General features: G+C 65.4%; 14 protein-coding genes. 5 read left to right on the top strand and 9 right to left on the bottom strand.

Features of this window, described 5'->3' with window-relative positions; genetic code table 11:
• The 5 genes from AC6H4Z_RS05605 to AC6H4Z_RS05625 are packed head-to-tail and all read right to left on the bottom strand — an operon-like array spanning position 1 to position 4028.
• Complete coding sequence (locus AC6H4Z_RS05605) at positions 1-558, bottom strand: PepSY domain-containing protein (protein ID WP_497545753.1); 558 nt, start codon at positions 556-558, stop codon at positions 1-3.
• On the bottom strand, positions 555-1226 hold the full coding sequence (locus AC6H4Z_RS05610) for a DUF6624 domain-containing protein (RefSeq protein ID WP_497545754.1): 672 nt from the start codon (positions 1224-1226) through the stop codon (positions 555-557). The genes AC6H4Z_RS05605 and AC6H4Z_RS05610 overlap by 4 nt, the downstream gene beginning before the upstream one ends.
• Entirely contained in the window at positions 1223-1957 is a 735-nt protein-coding gene (locus AC6H4Z_RS05615) for a hypothetical protein (protein WP_497545755.1), read from the bottom strand. The genes AC6H4Z_RS05610 and AC6H4Z_RS05615 overlap by 4 nt, the downstream gene beginning before the upstream one ends.
• A 15-nt stretch (positions 1958-1972) precedes the next feature.
• Entirely contained in the window at positions 1973-3319 is a 1347-nt protein-coding gene (locus tag AC6H4Z_RS05620) for an ABC transporter permease (protein WP_497545756.1), read from the bottom strand.
• Entirely contained in the window at positions 3306-4028 is a 723-nt protein-coding gene (locus AC6H4Z_RS05625) for an ABC transporter ATP-binding protein (protein WP_497545757.1), read from the bottom strand. Before AC6H4Z_RS05625 ends, AC6H4Z_RS05620 begins: the two co-directional genes overlap by 14 nt.
• A 93-nt stretch (positions 4029-4121) precedes the next feature.
• Here AC6H4Z_RS05625 and AC6H4Z_RS05630 point away from each other — a divergent pair, with 93 nt between their 5' ends.
• On the top strand, positions 4122-6521 hold the full coding sequence (locus tag AC6H4Z_RS05630) for a TonB-dependent receptor (protein WP_497545758.1): 2400 nt from the start codon (positions 4122-4124) through the stop codon (positions 6519-6521).
• Positions 6522-6524: 3 nt separating this feature from the next.
• On the top strand, positions 6525-9953 hold the full coding sequence (locus AC6H4Z_RS05635; protein WP_497545759.1) for a VPS10 domain-containing protein: 3429 nt from the start codon (positions 6525-6527) through the stop codon (positions 9951-9953).
• A 485-nt stretch (positions 9954-10438) separates the two neighbouring features.
• Here the strand turns inward: AC6H4Z_RS05635 and AC6H4Z_RS05640 are convergent, their stop codons facing one another.
• Entirely contained in the window at positions 10439-13093 is a 2655-nt protein-coding gene (locus AC6H4Z_RS05640; protein WP_497545760.1) for a serine/threonine-protein kinase, read from the bottom strand.
• A gap of 291 nt (positions 13094-13384) precedes the next feature.
• On the opposite strand from AC6H4Z_RS05640, the gene AC6H4Z_RS05645 reads away from it, so the two are divergent.
• Positions 13385-13633 carry an XRE family transcriptional regulator gene (locus AC6H4Z_RS05645; protein WP_497545761.1) on the top strand — a complete coding sequence of 83 codons (249 nt, stop codon included), beginning with the start codon at positions 13385-13387 and terminating at the stop codon, positions 13631-13633.
• A gap of 208 nt (positions 13634-13841) precedes the next feature.
• Entirely contained in the window at positions 13842-14726 is an 885-nt protein-coding gene (locus tag AC6H4Z_RS05650; RefSeq protein WP_497545762.1) for an alpha/beta hydrolase, read from the top strand.
• Here AC6H4Z_RS05650 and AC6H4Z_RS05655 read toward each other — a convergent pair.
• Complete coding sequence (locus AC6H4Z_RS05655; RefSeq protein ID WP_497545763.1) at positions 14707-15438, bottom strand: hypothetical protein; 732 nt, start codon at positions 15436-15438, stop codon at positions 14707-14709. The genes AC6H4Z_RS05650 and AC6H4Z_RS05655 overlap by 20 nt on opposite strands.
• A gap of 140 nt (positions 15439-15578) precedes the next feature.
• Here AC6H4Z_RS05655 and AC6H4Z_RS05660 point away from each other — a divergent pair, with 140 nt between their 5' ends.
• Positions 15579-17231 carry a M28 family metallopeptidase gene (locus AC6H4Z_RS05660; RefSeq protein ID WP_497545764.1) on the top strand — a complete coding sequence of 551 codons (1653 nt, stop codon included), beginning with the start codon at positions 15579-15581 and terminating at the stop codon, positions 17229-17231.
• Positions 17232-17719: 488 nt separating this feature from the next.
• Here AC6H4Z_RS05660 and AC6H4Z_RS05665 read toward each other — a convergent pair whose 3' ends face one another.
• Both AC6H4Z_RS05665 and AC6H4Z_RS05670 read right to left on the bottom strand, forming a co-directional pair.
• The gene (locus tag AC6H4Z_RS05665; RefSeq protein WP_497545765.1) at positions 17720-20335 is read right to left on the bottom strand and encodes a protein kinase domain-containing protein; all 2616 of its coding nucleotides are present in this window, start codon (positions 20333-20335) and stop codon (positions 17720-17722) included.
• Between the two features lie 398 nt (positions 20336-20733).
• Positions 20734-23349 carry a protein kinase domain-containing protein gene (locus AC6H4Z_RS05670; RefSeq protein WP_497545766.1) on the bottom strand — a complete coding sequence of 872 codons (2616 nt, stop codon included), beginning with the start codon at positions 23347-23349 and terminating at the stop codon, positions 20734-20736.
• Positions 23350-23387 lie beyond the last annotated feature (38 nt).

Raw genomic sequence — 23387 nt, forward strand, 5'->3', positions numbered from 1 at the left:
CTACCAGAAGACCTTCTTGATTCCGGTCAGCTCGCGCTTGCCGCGCATTGTGAAGTAGATCGTCAAGCCGGTGGCGGAGAGGATCGCCAGCGCGATTCCCCAAAACATTGCCACCACCAGGCCGCCGTCGCCGAACGCCTCTCCGCTGTGCAGGCGATACAGGAACGGCTTGTCGGCGTAGGCCTCGTTCTTTACCAGCGCGCCCGAGTTTGCATCGAACACGAGCTTGCGATCTTCGCCGCCCGTCGGCTTGCCGGTAAAGATCGTGACAGTCGGGTGATCGCCCTTGAACTGTGTTTCGATCTTGTCGATGGGCGCGCCAGGCACAACGCCGTTGGCCGTCGTGAGCGCTCGCGCGATCGGATCCGACCACGCGTTCGCCGCTGACGACACCTTCACCGGGCTCACGAGATCGCGTGTCGCTTCACGAAGCGCTTCGTCTTCGCCGAAGAACTCCGTTCCGGCAACGAGAACGCCCGTGACTGCGGCGAAAAACAAGAAAATGGCGGCGGGAAATCCAATCCAACGGTGCCACTGTCGCCAGAATCTGACGTTCATTTGCGCTTCGCGATGCAAAGTCCAACGGCGAACGGCGGCAGACCTGCGTCTTCGCGTCGCAGATCGGCGTGGGTCGAATCTTCCATCGGCGCAAGGGCGATCTTCCCGCTAGCGTCGAGCTTGAACTGTGTGCCGTAGATCTGCTTTCGTCCCCAGATGAGCCGCAGGTGATCTTCGAACGTCGCCACGTCTGCGGCTGGAGACTCGGCAGGTCCGGCTTCCATCATTCGGTGCAGCGCGGCACGTGCGAGTCCTGTGTCGAGTTGCGTGAGCAGATAGACCGCGTGCACGCCCGCGGCACCGACAACACTGCGAGTGGGCCACACCGAGCCGCGCGTTGCTGCGAGTTGTTTGAGACGATCGCGCATGACGTCGGCAGTGGTGCCGAGCTTGGCGTCGCGGCCTTCGATCTCGACGCCGAATTGTACGGGAGCTTTGAGTGGCGCCGAGATGCCGGCGGCAGCGAGCAGCGCTGTGCGCAGCGTATCGTCGGACCAATCGTGCTTCGAGTCGTCGAAGAACTCGGCCTGACGCTTTACCCACGCGTCGCCCGGCTTCCACGCGCAACTCGCGGCAGCACGCTGTGCGTGGACCGTGGTCGGCGCAACGACAGCCCTGGCGACGAACGCCGCGGCGATGACGATGCCAAGGTTCATTCGCGGTTTCATTTGGCCGCCGGCGTTACGGTGAAATCGTCAAACTCGATCATGCTGTCCGTCTTCGACCAGACGCCGACTTTTCCAGATACGGGCTCTGACAGCGTGAAATCGTGCATCGGCTGACCGTCGAGCCATGACTTCAGCGATGTGCCGTGGATGCTGATCTTGAGGGTATGCCAGGTGCCCAGCTCGAGCGGCACGAGGGTCGGGGCGCGATTCACGAACTTTCGGACGCCCTTGTTGAACGTCCACAGCACGACGTTGTCCTCGGTGCCGTTGTATCGAACCGTGAGGTAGTCACCGTTCGGTTTGACGTTGAACAGAATGCCTGCGCAGCGATCGAGTGTACCACCGACCATCTGGAAGCGCACCGAGATGTCGCCATTCTCGAAGTTGTCTACGCCCTTGTAGACGGCAATCGGATAGTAGGCGAACGCCTTAACGCTCTCGATGAACTCTTCGTTGCGCGCACCGTACAGCTCGCGGGCCTTGTCGGCGAGACCGCCAGCCGGCTGGCCGCGCTTCCATACTCGGCCGTCGATGAAGAGCACGTTCTTGCCGGCGTCCTTTGAGATCACCCAACTGCCGACGACTGGCGCGAAAGTCTTTGGCTCACCGCCGACCTTTTCGCTCGCAAAACTCACTGGCTTTCCGGCGCCCTGGGCGCGCGCCGGCAGCGCAAGCGCGCTCGCCGCGACGAGTGCCCCGCCGGCATATCTCGCAATCCTTCGTGTGTTCATTGCCAATATCCTCATTTAAATACTCACTCGACGTAATCGTGGTCGTCGCACCGCAAACCAAGCTCCGGCAACCAGCAGCGGCCAGAGCACGAAAAACACCCACGGTGCTGCCGCCGACCGCGCGCGCAGCGGATATCCCGAATACGCAGCAGTCGTCGTTTCGTTCGGCGTCGGAATGCCAGCCAAGCGATAGATCGTTTCGAGCACGATTTCCTGCGTGCCCGATCGTGTCATCTCCCGACGTCCATTCAGCTCATACCACACTTCACCATAGTGATCGCTCGGGCGCTCGAACAGCCCGCTCCGACTGCCCGCGGCATACGTCACGTCGACCGACTGCATCGTGCGGCGGAGTTTCGACAGCACGTCGCGCTCGAGATCGACGAGGCGCGGATCTTCGGCCGCCAGGTACACGGTGACGTGCAGCGGCGCCGCGATCGAGCGCAGCGCACGTTCGTCGGCACGCGGGAACGAGTTGCGACGGTCCTCGCTCACGTCGCCGCTCGCGCGAATCTGTCCCGCGCCGACGCAGAGCAGCAGCACGCTCACGAGCGCCGCGACTCCACGTGTCGCTCTGGATCGCAGGGTGCGCCGCTCGTCGAGGCCAATCGCCGCGATGACGAGCCCTCCCACGGCGAGTATTGCCAACACGAGCACCGTCGACGCCCGGAACTCGCCGTGCTCGAACACGCGCAGTGCGGCCGACGGCGTGTACTCGGCCGCCGCCCCAATCGCGCCACCGCGCGCCGCGCCGACATACTCGAGCGCCCACGTCCCGAGCGTGATCGTGAGCGCGACGATAGCCGCACTCGCCGCGCTCGCGGAAATGGCCGCCGCCGCCGACGCGATGCCGATCGTCAACGCGCCGCGGAGCATGTAGCCCAGGAGCACGGTCCAGGTCTCCGGCGCGTACAGATGGCCGCCCATGCCGCGCCAAACGACCAGCGCCGCCACGCCGGCGAGCATCGCCAACACCCAGGACACGAATAGCACGATTCCCTTGGCGAGAACCGCGGCGCCGAGTGACGGCGGCATCTGGAGCGTCAACGTCAGCGCGCCCGTCTGCCGTTCTGACGCGAGGAGCCGAATGACGACGAACGGGAAGAGCAGCGTCGCTGCCAGGTCGTAGGCGCCGAACGTCGGAACAACGACCCCTTCGAGGGGCCTGAGTCCCTGCGCCAACGCCGATCCGCCCCCGGCAATTCCACTCGCCTCGGCATACAACTCGGTCGACGTCATGAACGCGTGGCCAACGAGCAGGCCCACGACGAGGAGTAGCAGCCAGTACGACCGCGACGCGGCCAGCTCTCGCATTTCGTTTCTCACGAGCCAGACGAATCCCGTCGGCCTAGGTGAGGGCAAGAAACACCTCCTCGAGGCCACCCGCTGTCACGCGAGCCGTGTCGCGCAGCTCGTCGAGCGTACCCTCGCCAGCGACGCGGCCGCCGCTGAGCAGCACGAATCGATCGCAGATCCGGGCGGCGTCGGCGAGTTGGTGAATCGAGAGAAAGAGCGTCCGACCCGCGGCGGCATGGCCGCGCAGCACGTCCATCATTTCGCGGGTCTGACGAAGATCCAGGCCGTCGAACGGCTCGTCGAGCAGGAGCAGTGGCTGGGGCGTCAGTAGCCCGATCGCGGTGAGTACCCGGCGATGCTCGCCCTTGGACAGGCGGCCGAGCGGCTCGCCGAGGAGCGGCTCGAGGGCTAAGACCTTGGCGACTTCGCGGATGGCCGCGGTGGCGGTGCCGTGAATGCCAGCCGAGAACTGGAGAACCCAGTCGACCGTTTGGTCGGGCCACGGGCGAATGCCGTCGGGCACGAAGTACATGTGCGCTTTGCGCCCGGCCGGCGCCACCGGCACGCCGTCGATCGACACTGACCCCGCATCGGCGGGCGTAAGGCCCGCCAGGCAGCGAAATAGAGTGGTCTTGCCTGACCCGTTTGGGCCGATCAGGCCCAAAATCTCGTTCGAATTGACGGAAAATCGGGCACCGCGCAGGGCCCAGAACCGGCCGAAGCGCTTTGAGAGATCGTCAACGCGAACACGGGGTGCCGAGAGCGGGAGCGCCACGTCGAACAAACTAGCAGAGCAGCGCGTACTCGTCGTAGTATCGTGGCCGCGCCGTCGTGGCCGCGAGCTTCCTCCATTCCCTTAGATGCCTACATGATGTCACCAATAACGCGCGGCGCGCGCCACACGGTATCGGCAGCTGTTCTGGCGGCACTCGCCACGGTTCTCGGAACGTCTGGCGCGGCCGCTCAGGTTCGCGGCGGCGACGTGCGCGGTACCGTCACCGATTCGCGGACGCATTCCCCGATCATCGGCGCCCGCCTTGCCGTCCTCACGCCAGAACGCGTGGCGATCACCGATCAACGCGGCGGATACACGCTGCGCGACCTGCCGGCCGGCCGGTATGTCGTCACCGCGAGCGCCATCGGTCGGAAGTCCGACAGCAGCACCGTTACGGTGCCTGCCGGCGGTTCAGTGACGCTCGACATGTCGCTCAAGGACGGATCGCTGATGCTCTCGAGCGTCGTCGTTTCGGCGACGCGCACGCAGGATGATGCCGCGAAGGTGGCGTCGACCGTCAATGTTCTCACGCCCGAACAGGTTCGACAGAGCCCGGCGCGCGAATCGCAGGATCTCCTGCGCGAAATTCCCGCGGTCGAGCTGCCGCGCACGAGCAGCTTGGTTGGCGGTACCGCGCAGATCGTCTCGATTCGCGGTGTCGACGAAGGCCGCACCGCGGTTCTCGCCGACGGCATCCCGATCAACGATGCCTGGGGCGAGTGGATCGACTGGGGTCGCGTGCCCAAGGCCATGCTCGATCACGTCGAAGTCGTGGAAGGCGGCACGTCGAGCTTGTACGGCAACGGCGCGATGGGCGGCCTCATTTCGTACTTCACACGCCCGTTGGCGCCTGGCGCCATCGACGCGCAGATCGACGGCGGCAGCCGCAGCTCGCGTCACACGTACATTGGCGCGGGCATTCCGCTCTTCGGTGCGCTGACGGCCAACGTCTCCGGCGATTACCAGGACGGTGGCGGCTACAACTTGATCGATTCGCCGATTGCCGGCTCGATCGACAACGTGTCGCAGATCATCCAGCGCAACGGCTTTGCGCGACTCAACTACGCGCCGTCGTCGCGTCTCTCGGCGTTCGTGGGCGGTCACTGGTTTGGCGATTCGCGATCGCTCGGCACTCCGCTCGCCTACGCCAATCGCGATCAGCGCGACGTGAGCCTTGGCCTCAATTACGGCGAAGGCTCCACGGGCATCTTGAGCGTTCGTGCGTGGGATGGCCGACAGATTGAATCGCAGCGTTCGGCCGCGTTCCGCTCGGCGGCAACGCGCGCGCTGGAGGATTCGAGCTTGACCGCGGTGATTCCGAGCCACGATTGGGGCGGTTCGGCGATCTGGACGAAGAACAACATCGGCATGCTCGAGTCGTTCAGCGTCGGCGGAGATTTCCGTCACTATCAGGGCGACTACAACGAGGTCGATTTCAACACCGCTGGTTGCGCCGCGAACGTGAACTCGGCGACCTGCCACACGCTGGCGCGCACTGTGTCGTCGGGCGGCAGCCAGAGCCTGAGCGGCATTTTCGTTCAGGCGATTCTTGCTCCGTGGACTCCGCTGCGCATCGAACTCAGCGCGCGCGGTGATCGCTGGGAGAACAACGACGGTCACTCGGTCGACAACACCCCGCCGTCGACCGTGTACAACAGCACCGTCTACGGTGACAGCAGCAAGAATGCCTTCTCACCGCGTGCCGGCATTCGGTACCAGGCCTTCTCGTCGCTGTCGTTCCACGCGGCGTACTATCGCGCGTTCCGCGCTCCAAACCTCGCCGAGCTGTATCGCAAGCAGGTGAGCTCGACGTCGATCACGATTCCGAATCCGTACCTCAAGTCGGAGAACGCCGAGGGACGCGAAGCGGGCTTTGATTGGCAGCCGATTGGCTGGCTGCAGGTGAAGGGCACGTACTACGTCGCCGATTACAACAACTTCAACGTCCCGACCAGCCTCACGGCAACGTCGACGCCGTCGTCGAGCATCTGTGGTACCATTGCCACCTGCCGCACGCGACTGAACGTCAACAAGTCGCGCAGCCAGGGCGGCGAGGCGTACGTCGCGCTGCGCCCGGTTTCCTCGTTGTACCTGAGCGCCGCGGTGAACTACGACGACGATCGCCAGCAGTCCGGCCTTCCGGCCACGGCGACCGATGCCACCAAGCCGCACATCAACCGCGTGCCGTCGCCCAAGCAGACGCTGCGCGGAACGTATTCCACAGCGATGTTCGGTGATTGGACGGCGATTTGGCGTCACGAAGGTCCGACGACGACGCTGCAGGGCGTGTGGTTGCAGCCGTTCACCGTCGTTGACGCGAACGTGCAGCGCGAAATCGTCCCGGGGTTGAGTGGCTTCGTGTCGGTCGAGAATCTGGCTGACAAGATGTATCAGGTGAACCTCGCCGGTTCGGGCACGGCAGCGAGCCCACTGATCGTCACCCGTGGCCTGCCGCGAACGATCCGTGCCGGCGTTGAAGCATATCGATTCTAGTATATGAATTCTCTATCACTCATCATGCGACCAACCCGTCTGGTAGTAGTTGCGTTGCTCTGCGCCGCCCCCGCGGCGGCGCAGACGCTCGACACGTCGATCGTCAACGCCTTCAAGTGGCGGAACGTCGGCCCGTCGAACTTCATGGGACGTCTCTCCGACGTTCAGGGCATTCCGAGTCCGTCGAAAACCATTTACGTCGCCACGGCGGCCGGCGGCATCTGGAAGTCGCCGAACAACGGTGTGAGCTGGAAGCCGCTGTTCGACGACAAAGAGATCGCGTCGGCTGGTCTGCTCGCGATCGCGCCGACCGACACGAACATCATCTGGGCAGGCACCGGCGAACCCAACTCGCGCAACACTATCGAGCCGGGTGCTGGCGTGTACAAGTCAACCAATGGCGGCGAAACGTGGACCTTCATGGGACTCCGCGAGACGCAGCACATCGGTCGAGTGCAGATCGATCCGCGCAACGCGAACGTCGTGTACGTGGCGGCGCTCGGGCCCGCGTGGAAGGCCGGCGGCGATCGCGGCCTGTACAAGACCACTGACGGCGGCGCGACCTGGAAGCTGATCAAGGCGGGAGCGAACCCAAAGACGGGCGCGATCGACGTACAGATCGATCCCTCGAATCCCGACGTGATCTACGTGTCGATGTGGGAGCGGTATCGCACGCCGTATTCGCTCAACAGCGGCGGCGTCGGTTCCGGCCTATTCAAGTCTACTGATGGCGGCACGACTTGGACGGAGATCAAGGGCAACGGCTATCCCGAAGGACCCAAGGGACGCATCGGCCTCGCGATCTCGCGGAGCAATCCACAGGTCGTCTATGCGTTGACCGAGGCCGCGTCGATCGCTCCGGGCCCCGTCGTGTTTTCGCGCACGCCGGCGGCCAACGGCCTCTATCGCTCGACGGACGGTGGCAAGACGTGGTCGCACATGAACAACATCGACACGCGTCCGTTCTACTACTCGCAGGTGCGCGTCGATCCCAAGAATTCTGATCGCGTCTACTTCTCGTCGACCGAATTGCAGGTATCGAACGACGGCGGCAAGACGACCATGAATGCCGCGCAGAGCGTGCACGTCGACGATCACGGCATCTGGATCGATCCAAATGACCCGGAACGGTGGTTCCTGGCCAACGACGGTGGCATCGCCATCACGTTCGACAAGGGCGGGAATTTCTGGTACCCGATGAACTTCCCGATCGGTCAGTTCTACGACGTGAGCTTCGACTTTGCGGTGCCGTACAACATTTGCTCCGGCGCACAGGATAACGGTGCATGGTGCGGACCGAGCAAACGCCGCAACACGCCCGCGAACAACAACCAGTGGTTCACGATCTCGGGCGGCGACGGCTTCTACACGGCGCAGGATCCGACCGACCCCAACATGGTGTGGGGCGAGTCGCAGAACGCCGGCATTCAGCAGACGAATCTCAAGACGGGCGAGCGCGGCCGCGTGAACAAGCCGTCGTGGAACGCACGCTATCGCGACTGGGAGGATTCGATCGCCATCGTGCGCGGCGATCCGCTCAAGCCCGCGACGAAGGAGATGCAGGCGCGCATCGACGTCCTCCGTGCGCAACAGAAGAAGGACTCGGCCGACGTCCAGATTCGGTACAACTGGGAGTCGCCCTACTTCCTCTCACCGCACAACCCGCAGGTCTTCTACCTCGGCGGCAGCCGCGTTTTGAAATCTCAAAAGCGTGGCGAGGATCTCTATCCGATTTCGCCTGATCTGTCAGTCAAATCGGATCCGGCACAGGAACGCGCGCGTCTCGCACGCATCGATACCGTCGAGAAGTACACGGGCGGTATCACCCTCGATCTCACCGGTGCCGAAGCGTACGGAACAGTCGTGGCGCTGCAGGAGTCGCCGGTCAAGCCGGGCCTTCTGCTCGCGGGGACCGATAACGGCAACGTCTGGATGACGCACACCGATGGCGCAACGTGGGAGAACCTCACGCCCAAGTTTGCCGCGCTGGGTGTTCCAAACGATGCGTATGTCGTTCGCCTCGAGCCAAGCCACTTCGATACGCTGTCGTTCTACGTGGCGTTCGAGAACCATCGCTGGAACGACTTCACGCCGTACCTGTTCGCGACGGACGACGGCGGTCGCACCTTCCGGTCGATCGTCAACAATCTGCCGAAGTCGAGTCCGGCCGATTACCTCCACGTGATTCGTGAGGATCCTCATAATCGCGATCTGCTGTTCGTCGGCAGTTCACGCACCGTGTACGCGTCGATCGACCGTGGCCGTACGTGGAACAAGTTCGCGAACAACTTCCCGACGGTTCCGGTCTTCGATCTACAGATCCATCCGCGCGACCACGAGTTGATTGCGGCGACGCACGGCCGCAGTCTCTGGATCGTCGACATCGCAGCGCTGGAGCAGATGACGCCGAAGACCTATGCGGCTGGCACATATCTCTTCCAGCCGAAGACGGCGTTCCAGTGGGGCGAAGGTCCGCAGCTCGGACTTCCGGGCAACGGTTATGGCCAGGCCGTCATGACGTACGCGAATCCGCCGTATGGCGCGGACATCGTGTATCGGCTCGCGTCTGCCTCCGCTGGTGGCGCGCGCGTGATTGTCAGCGACGCCGCGGGCGACACGCTCGCGAATCTCACCGGTCCGGGTGCGGTTGGTGTGCACCATGTGAACTGGAATTTCCAGGGCCCGGCGCCGCGCCGAGTGGTGGAACAGACGCCGTCGCAGCGTCGCGATAGCATTCTCCTTCGCGAGCGTGCCCCGGCTGTTTTGGATTCTCTAACGAAGGCCGGTTTCGACACGACGGCTATTCGTACCGTACGCGGCCAGGTCGCGGCGATGGTGAATCCTGCCGGCGCCGCGGGCGGTGGCCGCGGCGGTCGGGGTGGTGGTGGCGGCGGCGGTGGAGGTCGCGGTGGCGCTGGTGGTCAGGCGTGCGATCACCCGACGACGCAGTGGGAGACGTTCTGCGCGCGTCCGGCTGAAGCCGCGGGTGGTCGTAGAGGTGGTGGCGCCGGCGGATTCGGCGCCGACTCGGCAGGCGCACCTCCGATTGCGCCGCCGCCTGCACCTGCGGCTGCAGCCGCGGGACGCGGTGGCCGTGGTGGTCGTGGTCAGGCTGGTGCCACAGGCGACGCGACGCTCGATCCGGTTGGTCGCATCTGGTCATTGATTGGAATGAATCCGCCGGCACCTGTCGGTGGACGCGGCGGCGGCGGCGGTGGTGGTGCCGCCGGTGTTGCTGGTCCGACGACGGCGAACACGGGCGACTATCTCGTGACGCTCGTTGTGAACGGTCAGACGTTCAAGCAGACGTTCCGCGTTGAGCGCGTGAGCGGCAGCGGTGATGCCGGCTTCCAGTTCGGCGAGGATGAGAATCACGACCAGCTCGGACGGTTTACGCCGGCCAAGGCCAAGTCGAAGAGCAAGTCGAAGTAGTCGCAAAAAAAGCGGCGCGAGGGGGCACAGTATCCTTCGCGGGACCAGGCAATGTTGCCGGAACGACCTGGCACATTGCCTCTGCTCCCGCTCTGGACACTGTGCCTCCTCGCGCGTCTTGCGCGGGCCACGATTGCGAGCTCGCGCCGCAACGGCGCGTCTCGGGTAAGAGCGACGCGCGCGGGCACAGTGTGAATGCGGGATCAGGCATGGGCGCCGGAACGGCCTGGCAAACTGGCCTCGGCTTCGCTTTGGGTACAGCGCCCCTCGCGTTTGGGCGCGCGCACGAAAGTGCGCGCCAACTGAACGCACGCCGTAGTCCGTCGCGCACGGCAACACGATGAGGGCGAGGTGGTCCGGGTGTCAGAGCGGGAGCCGAGGCAATGTTGCCCAGGCAGTATCGGCAACATTGCCTGGTCCCGCGGCGACACCCGGGCCGCATCGCCCGGGGCCGTCCAGCCCCCGACGCGGCCAACGAACGCGAGTCAGCCCTTCGGCTTGATCAGCTGCTCGAATGGCTCGTAGCCCCAGAGCGATTCGAGATCTGTAAACCAGTGCAGCCGCCACCAGACGTTCCAGCCGATCCCTTCGGCGAACGTCTGCTCGAGCAGCGAGACCGCCTCCGCCTTGCGACCGAGATCGGCCGCGATGAGCGCGCGCTCCTGGGTGTGCGTGCCTTGAAGTCCGCGCCCGTCTCTCGCGGCGAGTTGGCTTGCGCGTCGCTCGGCCTCGACGGTATCGCCGCGCACGGCAGCGATGCGTCCGGCGAGGCCGATGTAGAGGATCGACGTGCTGTCGTACCGAAGGAGCGGCGCGAGCGCTTCAGCGGCCTTTGCCTCGTCGTGCACGGCGTGGTGAGCGAGAGCCCGTCGGAACTGGATCAGCAGATCGACCTCGCTTGGTAGGCGCGAATCCAGCCAAGCGATCGCGCCCAACTCGAGCTGTCGGCCGAGCGCGCGGTGGCCATGGGCGATGAGTTCCTGGCCAGCCTGCAATTCGAGGTCACCGTAGAACTGATACGTCGCGACGTGGCGCGGCATGGAGCGCGCGGCGGCCAGGAGGTCCTCTATGTGCGCCGAGTCGCCGCTCCACGCCGCGGCGATGAGCTGTATGCGCACAGAAGCAATGTCGTCCGGCGCGAGACGGCGAATGGCATTCGCCGCCTCGACCTCGCGGGCGTGGTCGCCAAGCGCGTGTTCGATCGCGGCGATGAGGCGCCAGCGACTGATGTCGTCGTTCGGCGGAACGGGACGGCCCTCGCGGTCGCGCGCAGGCGGCAATGAACCGAGCACTTCCAACGCCTCGTGCGGACGGTTCTGATCGAGCAGCATCTGTGGAAGCGTCGCGACCGCGGGCACCTGCGGCGCGACGGCGCGCATCCGACGCAGCGCCGCGATCTGGTCGGGCACCCGCCCAAGGTGGAGGGCGACGACGAGGTCATAGTACGAGCGTTCGAACGGCGTCAGCCGATCGAGCTTGCCCGAGACGTTGTGGATGACGCTGTCTCCGATCGTTCGGGACTGCGCCGAGTAAGAGACGGGAAAGTTGAATTGGATGAAATGCGCGCGCCAGATTTGTGCATCGGCGAACGCAGTATCGAGTAGCACGGCGCGCGTATAGTGATCGCGGGCCGCGTCGCGACTCGCCGAATCGCTACCCCGGCCTATATCGATTGCCGTCGCGAGCTCGCGCGCGGCCTCGAACTTTGGTGGCGCGCCGAGCGGCAGCGTCGCGGCTCCCATCGACGGGCTGCTCGCGAGGGTGAGCGTCGACAGGACCGGATCGAGCGCGACTCGCATCCCGTCATCATTCGTCGTCAACGCAACGTCGATCGGAATGGTACGAACCTGCTCACCCGTCGCCGTACTCGTGACCTGAAACCGGAAGCGCGCGCTGTCGCGTCCGATCGCTGCGACGGTGGCGGTGAGCAGCGTTCCACTCGATGCAGCGCGCGCGCGCTTGAGCGCCGCGGCATCGTCCAGCCCAGCCGCCGTTTCGACGTGGCGAATCGACGCAACGGTGCCGAGCCCACGGGTGAGCGCATCGGTCGACAGTGCGGCGAGCGCGGTGAGCGACGCGTTACCGCCAGAGGCCACGGGTGCGGCGATGAGTATTCTAGCAGTATCTAGTGCGTCGTTCGCGTCGGCGGTGCCGCGATTCGAGAGGAGTTTGGTCGCGACCACTCCGCCTGCCGCGAGCACGGCGAGTCCAACTGCAATAGCGGCAACGCGACGTGCCTTGCCGCCGGACCTGGGAGCGGCGACAGGGATTGGAGCTGATGTGGTAGAAACGCGCGACAGCAGGTCGACGATTTCGCTCGCCGATTGCGGCCGCGCATCGGGCGACTTGGCGAGGCACCGCATCACCAGCTCGGCGAGCGGGGCCGGAACGTCCGGCCGATGCGTCGCGACCGGCGCTGGATCCTGCGTCACGTGAGCGCGAACGAGCTCGTGGAGCGACGACGCTTGGAATGGTCGACCGCCGGCGAGCATCTCGTAGATCGTGACGCCGAGCGCGTAGATGTCGGCGCGATGGTCGGTGGTTGGATCGCCCATCGCTTGCTCGGGCGCCATATAGGCGGGCGTCCCGAGCGACGTGCCGACTTGCGTCAGCGTCTCGAACGGCGCGAGTGTGCGCGACGCGCTGATCGCCTTCGCGATGCCAAAGTCCGTGACGACCGCCGTGCCCGCGGAGAGGAGAATGTTCTCCGGCTTGATGTCGCGGTGCACGACGCCCTGGCCGTGCGCGTAGGCGAGTGCTTTGGCGACGTCGCTGGCGATGCCGATCGTCTGCGCGATACCGACGCGTGACTCCGTTTCGAGCAGCGTGCGCAACGACTGCCCGGTAATGAACGGCATCGTGTAGTACGGCAGTCCCGCTGCCTCGCCGGCGCTCAGCACGGGCACGATGTTGGCCTGCTGGAGCTGCGCTGCGAGGCGAACTTCGCGCGCGAAGCGGTCCGCGCTCACGCCGGCCGCGAGCTCCGGAAGGAGCAGCTTTACGACAACGCGGCGGCCGAGGGCTTTTTCGTCGGCGAGGAAGACGCGCGACATGCCACCCCCGCCGAGCTCGCGCTCGAGGGTGTAGCTAGCCTTGAGATTGTCGTGGAGTTGATCGAACAGCGACAGCGGCGTCGTCACGGGCGCGAAGTTAGGCGCGCGGAGGGCGAGTCGGAAGAGCGCGCGGAGCTCCGTTACCTGATCTTTCGGTAACTGCGGCGCGAGGGAGTACAGTGTCCTCCGCGGGACCAGGCAATGTTGCCAAAACTGCCTGGCAACATTGCCTCGGCTCCCGCTCCGGACACTGTACCCCCTCGCGCGGTTGCGCGGACGTGAGGCTACACTCGCCCCGCCGGGACCGCACGCGACGAATCACTCACGCGCGCAGCAATTCGGTGGCGCGCGCATGGACGAACTCGCGCATCGTGCGCTATGCGCACCGACGATCCGATTCCCGAGCTCAAACGCATCGCTGGCGCCGAGCTCGCGCGACTCGTCGAGGGCTGGAATGGCGACGACATGGGCGTCATGCTTGGCACCGATCGATTCCGCGTCGCGGACCTGCGCGCGCAGCGACTCGAACGGTTCTCACTGGAGACGCTGCTGCGCTACCTCACGCGCGTGGGCACGCAGGTGGAGATTCGGTTCACGCGCCCAGCGCGGCCGTACGCGAAGCGCTGACGCCATCGCCGTTTCGAGCGCGCACAAAGAAGGGAGAGGCGGGCCGGGTGTCAGAGCGGGAGCCGAGGCAATGTTGCCAGGCAGTTTTGGCAACATTGCCTGGTCCCGCGGCGACAGCCGGCCCGCCTCTCCCGCCGTCTTTGCGCCCCGCAGGTCGAACGCGGCGAGCGTCTTGCCCTATGACGAACAGAACCCGTAGCGTGTGGACATGTCACCCTCGAGAACTCGCCTCTCGCTCGTACTGCTGATGGCAGCGTCGCTCGCGGCCGAGGGCTGCATGATGGCCAGCCCGGCGCGCGCGCACATTGCGCCCGCACCGGCCAAGCTCGAAGCGCGGACTGTGATGTTCACGAGCGCATCGGGCAGTCTCATTCACGCATGGCTGTCGCGCGGACGCCCCGGCGCGGGCGCAGTGCTGCTGCTGCACGGTGTCGGCGCGAACCGCGAGGCCATGCTCGGCAGAGCGGAATTTCTTCACGCCGAAGGGTTCACCGTACTCGCGCCGGACTTTCAAGCGCACGGTGAATCGCCAGGCAAGCACATCACCTTCGGCGCGCGCGAGAGTCTCGATGCCGAAGCGGCGATGAACTATCTGCGCGAAATGGCGCCCGACGAGCGCGTCGGCGTGATCGGCGTGTCGATGGGCGGCGCCGCGTCGCTACTTGGGCCCGAGCCGCTCGACGCGAATGCGTTCGTGCTCGAGTCAGTGTATCCGACGATTCGCGATGCCGTGAGCGACCGGCTTGCGACGTGGTTCGGACCGCTCGCCGCGGTCGGCCGACTGTTCGCGTCACCGCTGATTAGTGTGCTCGGCGCTGAAGTCGGTGTGTCTGAGTCGGAGCTGCAACCGATCTCGCGCATCGGACGCATCCAGGGGCCGCTGCTGCTCATCTCGGGAACGATCGATCCGTACACGCCGATCAACGAAGCGCAGTCGCTCTTTGCGGCGGCGCCACCGCGCAAGTCGTTCTGGGCCGTGGACGGTGCGGGGCACGAGGACCTTCACCTCTTCGCGCCGCGCGAGTACGAGCGGCGCGTCGGAGGATTCCTCGCGCGGTGTCTGCGCGCCGACTCTACCGCTGCCGGCTGCTGAACCGGATCGTCGAATGCGCGGGTGACGGGACGCGTTCGTCGCGCTTCGCGGCGAGTGCGCGATCTACCTCGAGGCTCAGGTAGACGAAGATCAACACCGCCAACAGCGCCACGACTTTCTGCGCCGACACCTGAAGGATGAGTCCTTCCGGTGTGCCCGTCGTCGGTCCCCAGCCGATGAGCACGAGATAGCCGACGAGAATCGCCGTGAGCGTCGCCCAGGCTATCGACACGCGTGGCGGCACCGTTCGCGAGTACCGCGATGCGAGCGCGAGCAGCAGCGTCACCAAGGGGAACGTGCGAAACGCGAGCAGCACGAAGCTGATGTGCAGGTCCAGCCCGCGATTCTCCGGCGTCAGCGCGACGCCAAGAAATGCCGCGCACACGACGAGGGCGGCGCCCAGGGCGGCGCGCGATAGCCGGCGCGTGCCGGGTGACTCGGAGCAGAGGCGCGTGAATCCCACCACGCAACCACCCAGGCTGATCGCGACGATGCTCAGGCCGGCCGTGAAGAGAAATGCGCCGAGCGTATTCTGGCGGCCGTTGTACGTGACCGTCATGCCCAGGTCGCTCAGAAAATTATGAGAAAATGAATAGCCCGCTGCGGTGTGGTCGAGGCGCGAGCCGCCAGGATACTGAAAGACAGATCCCAGCGTGAGCAGGACGGCGGTCTGGACCGCCCATCGAGCGTGAGTAAAGACAGAGCGCTGCACGGAAGCAACCCGAAGTTAGCCGTTCGCTGTGAACAAAATGCGATTGTCGGACCAAACGGATTGCCAATCCTTACTGATGGCATACCTTCGCTCCGGGCCCAACGTCGTATGTTCAAGCGACCACCTCCGGAGTGATCTTGATGCGTTCGTTCGTCGCAGCCACGGTTCTCACCGCACTCTCGCTCGCCACCGCGTCGGCGCAGAAGCCAACGGTCGCGGCAATCACGCCAGCGGATCTCGAGCTTCGGCTCACTGCGCTTGCTCACGATTCTCTAATGGGCCGTGAGACCGGCAGCGAGGGCGACTTCAAGGCGGCCACGTACATCGCGGCAGAATTCAAGCGACTCGGGCTCAAGCCCGCCGGTGAGAATGGCACGTACTTCCAGACCGTGCCCTTCTGGCGCGTCGCGGCCGATCCGAAATCGCAGATCACTGTGGGCGGAACGACACTCGCGCTTCGCCGCGACTTCGTGCCCGCGGGTCAAGGCATGGCGATGCGCACGATCGACAACGTGCAGTCGATCTACGCCGGCCCGCTGAACGATTCGTCGCACTGGATCGCGCCTGAACAGGCACGCGGCAAGATCGTCGTCATCGACGTGCCTGCGGGAGCGACGCTACGCTCTGCGCCTTTCAACCCTGGGCGTTTCCCGGGCGCCGCCGCGTACGCACTCGCTGCGCTCGAACAGGTTGCTCCCGAGCAGCTCGCCCGCATCGTCGACGGGCGTCCTGTGCCGAATGGAACGCTCTCGCAAACGGCGACGCCCGTCATGTACATCTCGCAGCGCGCCGCCAGCGTCCTACTCGGCGCCGCACCGGCGTCGTTGACGCCTGGCGCACTCGGGCCGACTGCCACGCTGCGCGTCGGTCATACCAACGATCCCGTTCCGTTCCCGGCGCGCAACGTCGTCGCCATTCTTCCCGGCAGCGACCCGAAGCTTGCCGGACAGTACGTCGCGCTCACCGCGCACAACGATCACGTCGGTTTCGATCACGCGCCGGTCGATCACGATTCCATCCGCGCCTATAGCCGCGTCGTTCGCCCGATGGGTGCCGACTCGCCGCAGCGTCCGGCAACGGCGGAGGAGTCGGTCCGCATCCGCGCGATTCTCGACAGCCTTCGTCGCGCACACCCCGCTCGGCTCGATTCCATTCGCGATGGCGCCGATGACGACGGCTCCGGCACCGTCTCGATTTTAGAGATTGCTGAAGCCATGTCGCGCGGCAATCAGCATCCGCGTCGCTCGATTCTCTTCGTGAGTCACACGGCCGAGGAAGACGGCCTGCTCGGATCGGCGTGGTTCACCGATCATGCGACCGTGCCGCTCGATTCGGTCGTCGCCGAGATCGATCAGGACATGGTTGGTCGCGGCCGCGCCGACGATTTCCCTCGGCCGAACGGTCCGGCTGCGGGGCCGACGTACCTCGAGGTCGTGGGCGATCAGAAGCTGTCACGCCAGTTCGGTGAGACGCTCGACGCCGTGAACGCCAAGCAACCGGTGCCGTTCGTGTTCGATCGGTCGTACGCGGCGCCTGGCCATCCGCTGCGCTACTACTGTCGCGCCGATCACTACAACTACGCGCGCTATGGAATCCCGGCGGTCGCGCTGTCACGCGGTGAGCACCTCGACTATCACCAGGTCACGGACGAGTCGCAGTACATCGACTATCCCGATCTCGCTCGCGTGTCGCGAATGGTGTTCGACGCGGCCATGACGATCGCGAACTCCGACAAGCGTTTCACGCTCGACCTGCCCAAGCCCGTCGATCCGCACGCTCCGTGTAGGCAGTGATCGTCTAGCTCCGGGGGAACTACGGGGCGCTGCGGGGCCGCGATGTCTCCGCGCGACCTGGGCAATACTGCCGATACTGCCGGCGGTATTGCCACTGGCCCGCGCTCCGACACCGCGGCCCCGCAGCTTTGCGGTGACCGGTGACAAACGACGAACGCCCAGTGCGCGCGCGTCGCGTTGCCCGTCGGTCGTGCACCCGTCACGTGCTCGCGCCGGCGAACGGATCGTTCGGTTCGCGCGCGCTTAACCCGTCGCGCTAGTGATGCGTGGAGTCCGAACGATGACAGCTCGAGCCGGCCGCGCGCGAATGGGAGAGCGCCGAGCGCGCGCGTTCATAGGTTGTGAACCGCGCAACAAGGGTCGGGCAGGCCGGTGTCCAGAGCGCGGGCCAGCGGCAATACTGCCGGCAGTATCGGCAGTATTGCCCAGGTCGCGCGGCGGACACTGGCCTGTCTGACCTGGTCACGCTGTTCCGACCAACCAACGAACTACTTATGCGCGAGAAGCGCCTCGAAGCGCGGCTGACCGCGCAAAGGTGCAAAGCTCGGATCGAGGCGCAGATACGCAGGCGACACGTCGCTTGCGGGCATGTTGATCAGCGGCTCCAGCAGATCGAGCGCGTGCGGGTAGTCGCCGGACTGAATGAGCACGCGTGCGACCTGGAAGTGCACGTACGGCCGAACGGACGCATCGAGCGACGTCTCGCGAAGCTTGAGTGAGCTGTCCGCTTCGATGATCGCCTCGCGCCGATGCCCGCCGAGCGCGAGAGCGCGAGCGAGCAACTCATGAAGCTGTGCGCGTTCGGGGAAATTCTTCAGCTGCGCCTCGAACGCCACGCGAGCACTGTCGCCGTACATGCGGCCGCGCGCCGTGTCGCCCATGAGTAAATACGTATGGCCGAGCTTGAGGCCCCAGTGGCCGCGGTCGTTGCCGAAGTCTTGCACTGTGAGCTTGACGATCTTCGGCCAGAGCGCGGGCGGGAGCGTCCACATCGTCTCTTGGAAGAGCGCGAAGCGCGTGAGCAGCGCCGCCGTGTCGACCGTCGTCAACTTCTGCGCGACGAGCGTGTGGACGCTGTCGAGCATGCCGAGTGACAAATAGCCGAAGGCCTTGCCTTGAATGAGCCCGAGGTTCTGCGGCGCGAGCGCGAGAGCGCGGTCCCACGCGGGGAGTTCCTCGGAGAAGCGGCGAAGGTCGTGCAGCGAGGTGGCGACGCGTCGCGCCGTCGAGACAGATCGCGGATCGACCTTGAACGCTTGCTGTGCGTAGGTGAGCTCATCGTCGAACTGGCCGAGGATTCGGCTTACCGATGCCAAGCCGACGAGAAGATCGGCCTGGTTGGGCTCAGCCCGCAGGCCGGCCTCGTACTGCGCGCGTGCTCCCGCGTAATCGAGCTTGATGTCGCGCAGGTAGCCCGCCATCGCGAGATGTCCCTCGGACCGGTTCGGGCCGAGTGCCAACGCCCGCTCGGCCGCAATGCGAGTGCGCTCCACTCCCTCGACAGTCGGCGTGACGGTATTGATCGCCGTCAGCGTGCGTGCGAGCGCCGACCACGCATGGAGGAATGTCGAGTCGAGCTTTACGGCGCGCTCGTAGTGCTCGACGCTGGCGTTCAATCCTTTCGTATCGGCGGCACCGACATTCGCCGTGAGCTGCTCGCCTTTGAGGAATTCATCATAAGCGTCGAGGTTCGACGTCGGGTGTTCGGTGAGGCGCTGCTGCGCCTTGTCGGCCAGCGCGACGTGCATACGCTCGGCCACACGGGTCGCGATGTTCGACTGCACCGTGAAGACGTCCGACATCACCGTGTCGAATGGCTCGGACCATCGCGTCGCGGAGTTCGAGACCTGCACGAGCTCCGGCATCACCCGCACGCGATCGCGACCTGCACCCTTGCTCCAGCGCACGGTGCCGGTGAGCACATAGTCGACGTCGAGTTCGCGGCCGATGTCCTTCACCGTTTTGCGCGTGCGCTTGTACTGGCTCGTGCTCGTGCGTGCCGTGACCTGGAGACCGGGAATTGCCGAGAGCTTGCTGCGGACCTCGTCGGTCACGCCGTCGGCGAAATACTCTTCGTCAGCGCCACCGGCGTTCTCGAACGGCAGCACCGCGACGCGATATCCGGTCGACGCGTCGGCGCGCGAGCGTTTCCATATGAAAGGAGAGACGGCTGCGAGAACGATCACCACCGCGGCGATGATCCATGCGCGGCGGCGTGCTTTCCAAGGCGCCGGCGCTGGCGTCGCGATGCGCACGGGGCCGGTCGCCCCCAGCGCTGAGATCTCGTCGAGCGTCGTCGCAACTGCGCGTGCCGATGCGGGACGATCGGCTGGCGACTTGGCGAGCATGGAGTCGAGCAGCGCCGCGAGCTGCGGCGGCGCGGTGTCACGTACCGCCGTCAGCGTCCGCGGCGCCTCGGTCATCATGCGAATGATGATCGATTGCGCGGTTGGCCCAGTGAACGGCGCTTCACCGGCGAGCATTTCATAGAGCACGCAGCCGAGTGCATAGATGTCGGCACGCGCATCGACACCGCGTTCGCCCGACGCCTGCTCGGGGCTCATGTACGCCGGTGTTCCGACCGACATTCCCGTTTGCGTCAGTGCAGCGTCGCCAGTCATCGCGCGCGCGATGCCGAAGTCGGCGACCATCGCCTGCCCGTCGCTCAGCAGAATGTTCTCGGGCTTGATGTCGCGGTGCACGATGTCGTGACGGTGCGCGAAGTCGAGCGCGAGCGCGACCTCGCGCCCAATGCGAATTGCCTCGGGAATCGACAGCTGGCGCTCTCGCGTGAGGCGATCGCGCAGACTCTCGCCCTCGACGAACGGCATCGTGAACCAGAGCACGCCGTCGGCGTCGCCCGAGTCGTAGACGCTCAGGATATGAGGATGCTGAAGACGCGCGGCGAGCTTGACCTCGCGCGAAAAACGCTCGGAGCCGAGTGTCGCCGCGAGGTCTGGATGGAGGACCTTGAGAGCGACCGAGCGATCGTGCTGCTCGTCGACCGCGAGGTACACGGTCGCCATGCCGCCGCGGCCGAGCTCACGCTCGATGCGGTACCGTCCAGAGAGTCTTTCGCGTAGGCGATCGATCGAGTCGGGCATTTGTCGCTACCTGGGGTAATGCGGGACGCTGCGGGGCCACGATGTCTCCGCGCGACCTGGGCAATACTGCCGATACTGCCTGGCAGTATTGCCACTGGCCCGCGCTCCGACACCGCGGCCCCGCAGCTTTGCGGTGACGAGTGCGCGGTTTGCTGCGCGTCCCGTTGCTCGCTCGGTGGTTCGTGCGCCCGCTGTGCGCGCGCGTCTCCGAGGCGACCATTTGTGCGCGCGCGCGCCGATACGCTGTGATCCGGTTGGACAAGGGTCGGACAGGCCGGTGTCCAGAGCGCGGGCCAGTGGCAATACTGCCGGCAGTATCGGCAGTATTGCCCAGGTCGCGCGGCGGACATTGGCCTGTCTGACCTGGTCACGCCGTCCGCACCCACCAGACGCGAGCATCACGGCTTCGCCCTCCACCGCGCGCGGAGTTCGTTCGCCCAACCATGCACCAAGATAGTCTCGGACTGACCCTCGGCCGGCGCGACCATGAGGAAATGCTTACCGTCTGGCATTATTTCCCAATTGGCGTGCGATGGATCGGCCATGTAGGTGCCATCGAACAGACGCGTCGGCGTTCCCGCACTGAATCGCGGCGCGGTGGCGATACTCACCGCGAAGACCGACGAACGATTCCTGTAATACAACGTTTTGCCGTCCGGCGACCAGAGCGGCTCGAGGCCCCCGCCAGCAGAGACCCGATAGCGTTCACCGTACGCCGGAAACGAGACGACATAGACCTCGAATGAGCCACCGTCGTTGGCAGCCATCGCGAGCCAATGTCCATCCGGCGACAGTCGCGGCGCCAGGTCCACGACGCCTGCGACAGGCGTAAGCAGGCGCGGAGCTTCGTGCCCAGCGACCGGCTGTGCGTATAAGCCTGATCTCGTAGCGATGTCGCCCCCACGAAAAATCAGCCACTGTCCATCGCGCGATTCTACGGCCTCGAACGGGTCGAAGCTGGCAGGTACCAGGACCTCCGCTGAACCGCCACCGATTGGCTGTGAGAGAATTCGCTTCCCGGTCTGCTGCTGCATCGAGCGATAGATGACGCTCTTGCCGTCGGCCGACCATTCGGGCTGATCATTGAGCCCGCCGCTCGTGAGTCGATTGAAGACCTTTGCGACGGTATCGACGATCCAGATGTCGCTGGCACCACCCTTTGTGATGGCGACTGCCAAGCGACGCCCGTCCGGCGACCAGCGCGGATGCGCATACGACTGCGGGTCGATGCCGATCGGTGCGACGCCCCCGTGAGAGTCGATCGCAGTGAGTCGCATTGCGCGCTCGCCGCGCTCATACAGCAGCGACCCGCGCGCCGACATCGTGGCTTTTGCCGCGCCTCCGGGTCGAACGAGCACGCCCTCGAGAACCGTGGTCGGAGCGCCAATGGTTCCGTCACGATCGATCCGCGCGTCCATGACCACGCCCTCCGCCGTCACCCAGAGGACATGGTCATCGAGCGTTCCGATGACCGTTGTGCCGAGATGCGTGGTGGTCGTCGCTTTGCCCGTCTTGCGCGACAGAACGCCGATATGAAAACCGGAAAGTCCTTGGGCGCTGACGCTGACGTAAACGATGTGGCTTCCGTCGCCGACGATGCGCGGGCCCCACTTTGCGATCTCGCGGTGTGCCGTATCAGGCCCAGCGAGTACGACGGGCGTTCCCCCCGCTGCGGGAACTGCGGTGAGGGCGCCGCCGATACTTGCGATGAGCGTGTCGGTGTTGACCCATACCATGCCCGCATCCGACGCACCATTCAACTGCAGAATCGGAGTAATCGGACCACCATCGGTCGGGATCTTGAGGATTCTATCGTCGAGCTGGAACGCGATCGTACGGCCGTCAGGGGAGAAGACTGGCTGCGTCGGCAGCCCTTCCGTGCCGGCGAGGGGTCGTGTCTGCAGTTCGTCGAGCGAGCGAAGGTAGAGACGATCGCGCCCGCCAGGCCCGCGTCCAACGTAGACGACTCGTCGATCGTCGGCCGATACGGCAAAGGGAATTCCGGGTGTGGTGCTCGCGAGAATCCGCTCGCTGTCGCTCACCGTCAGCGGCAGCCGCAGCGTGAATTGCTCGGCCGCCGGCGTTCTGCGCGTCCAGCTCCATGCGGCAGCGGCCACCGCAACGGCGGCGATCGCCCACGGCACCGCGCGGAGCGCGCTTGGCTGGCCACGCTTCGCGCCAGCCAGCGCACGGTCCGACGTCAACGCATCGGCGAAATCGCGCGCCGTCGTCCAGCGATCGGCGGGCAACTTCTCGAGCGCGCGAGCGACTGCCGCACTGACGTTCGCCGGCACCGACGAGCGCACACTCGTTAGCTCGCGCGGCCGATCCGTGAGGATTCTCGCAATCGTCGCCTGCGCCGTCGCGGCGGAGAAGGGAGTCTCTCCCGCGAGCATTTCGTACACCACGCAGCCGAGCGAGAAGATGTCGGCGCGGGCGTCGATCACGCGGTCGCCGGTCGCCTGCTCGGGCGACATGTATTGCGGCGTGCCAAGCGACATGCCGGTCATCGTCAAGCGCTCGCCGGCGGCCCGTCGCACCGCGAGCGCGATTCCGAAGTCGGCGACGATCGGCTCACCGTCGGCCATGAGAATATTCTCAGGCTTGAGATCGCGATGGATCACGCCGTGCTTGTGCGCGTGCTCGAGCGCACTCGCGACGGCAACCGCAATCCGCATCGCATCGTCGACCGGCAGCTGTCGCTCGCGATCGAGCCGCGCGCGTAGCGTTTCGCCGGGGACGTACGGCATGACGTAATACAGCAGCCCATCTGCCGCGCCCGAATCGAACAGTGCGAGGATATTCGGATGCTGCAACTGCGCAGTCAGCCGAATCTCGGCCAGGAACCGATCCCCACCCACCGACGCTGCAAGCTCGGGGTCGAGCACCTTCACGGCGACGTTGCGCTCGTGCTTGGTGTCGCGGGCGAGATACACGGTCGCCATGCCGCCGCGGCCGAGCTCGCGCTCGACCGTGTAACGGCCGCTGAGAAGGGTGCTGACACGCTCGATCATAGGCGACAAACGTACGGCTCGGCGCGGAAAGCGGATAG

The organism is Leucogemmata humicola, assembly GCF_055379415.1.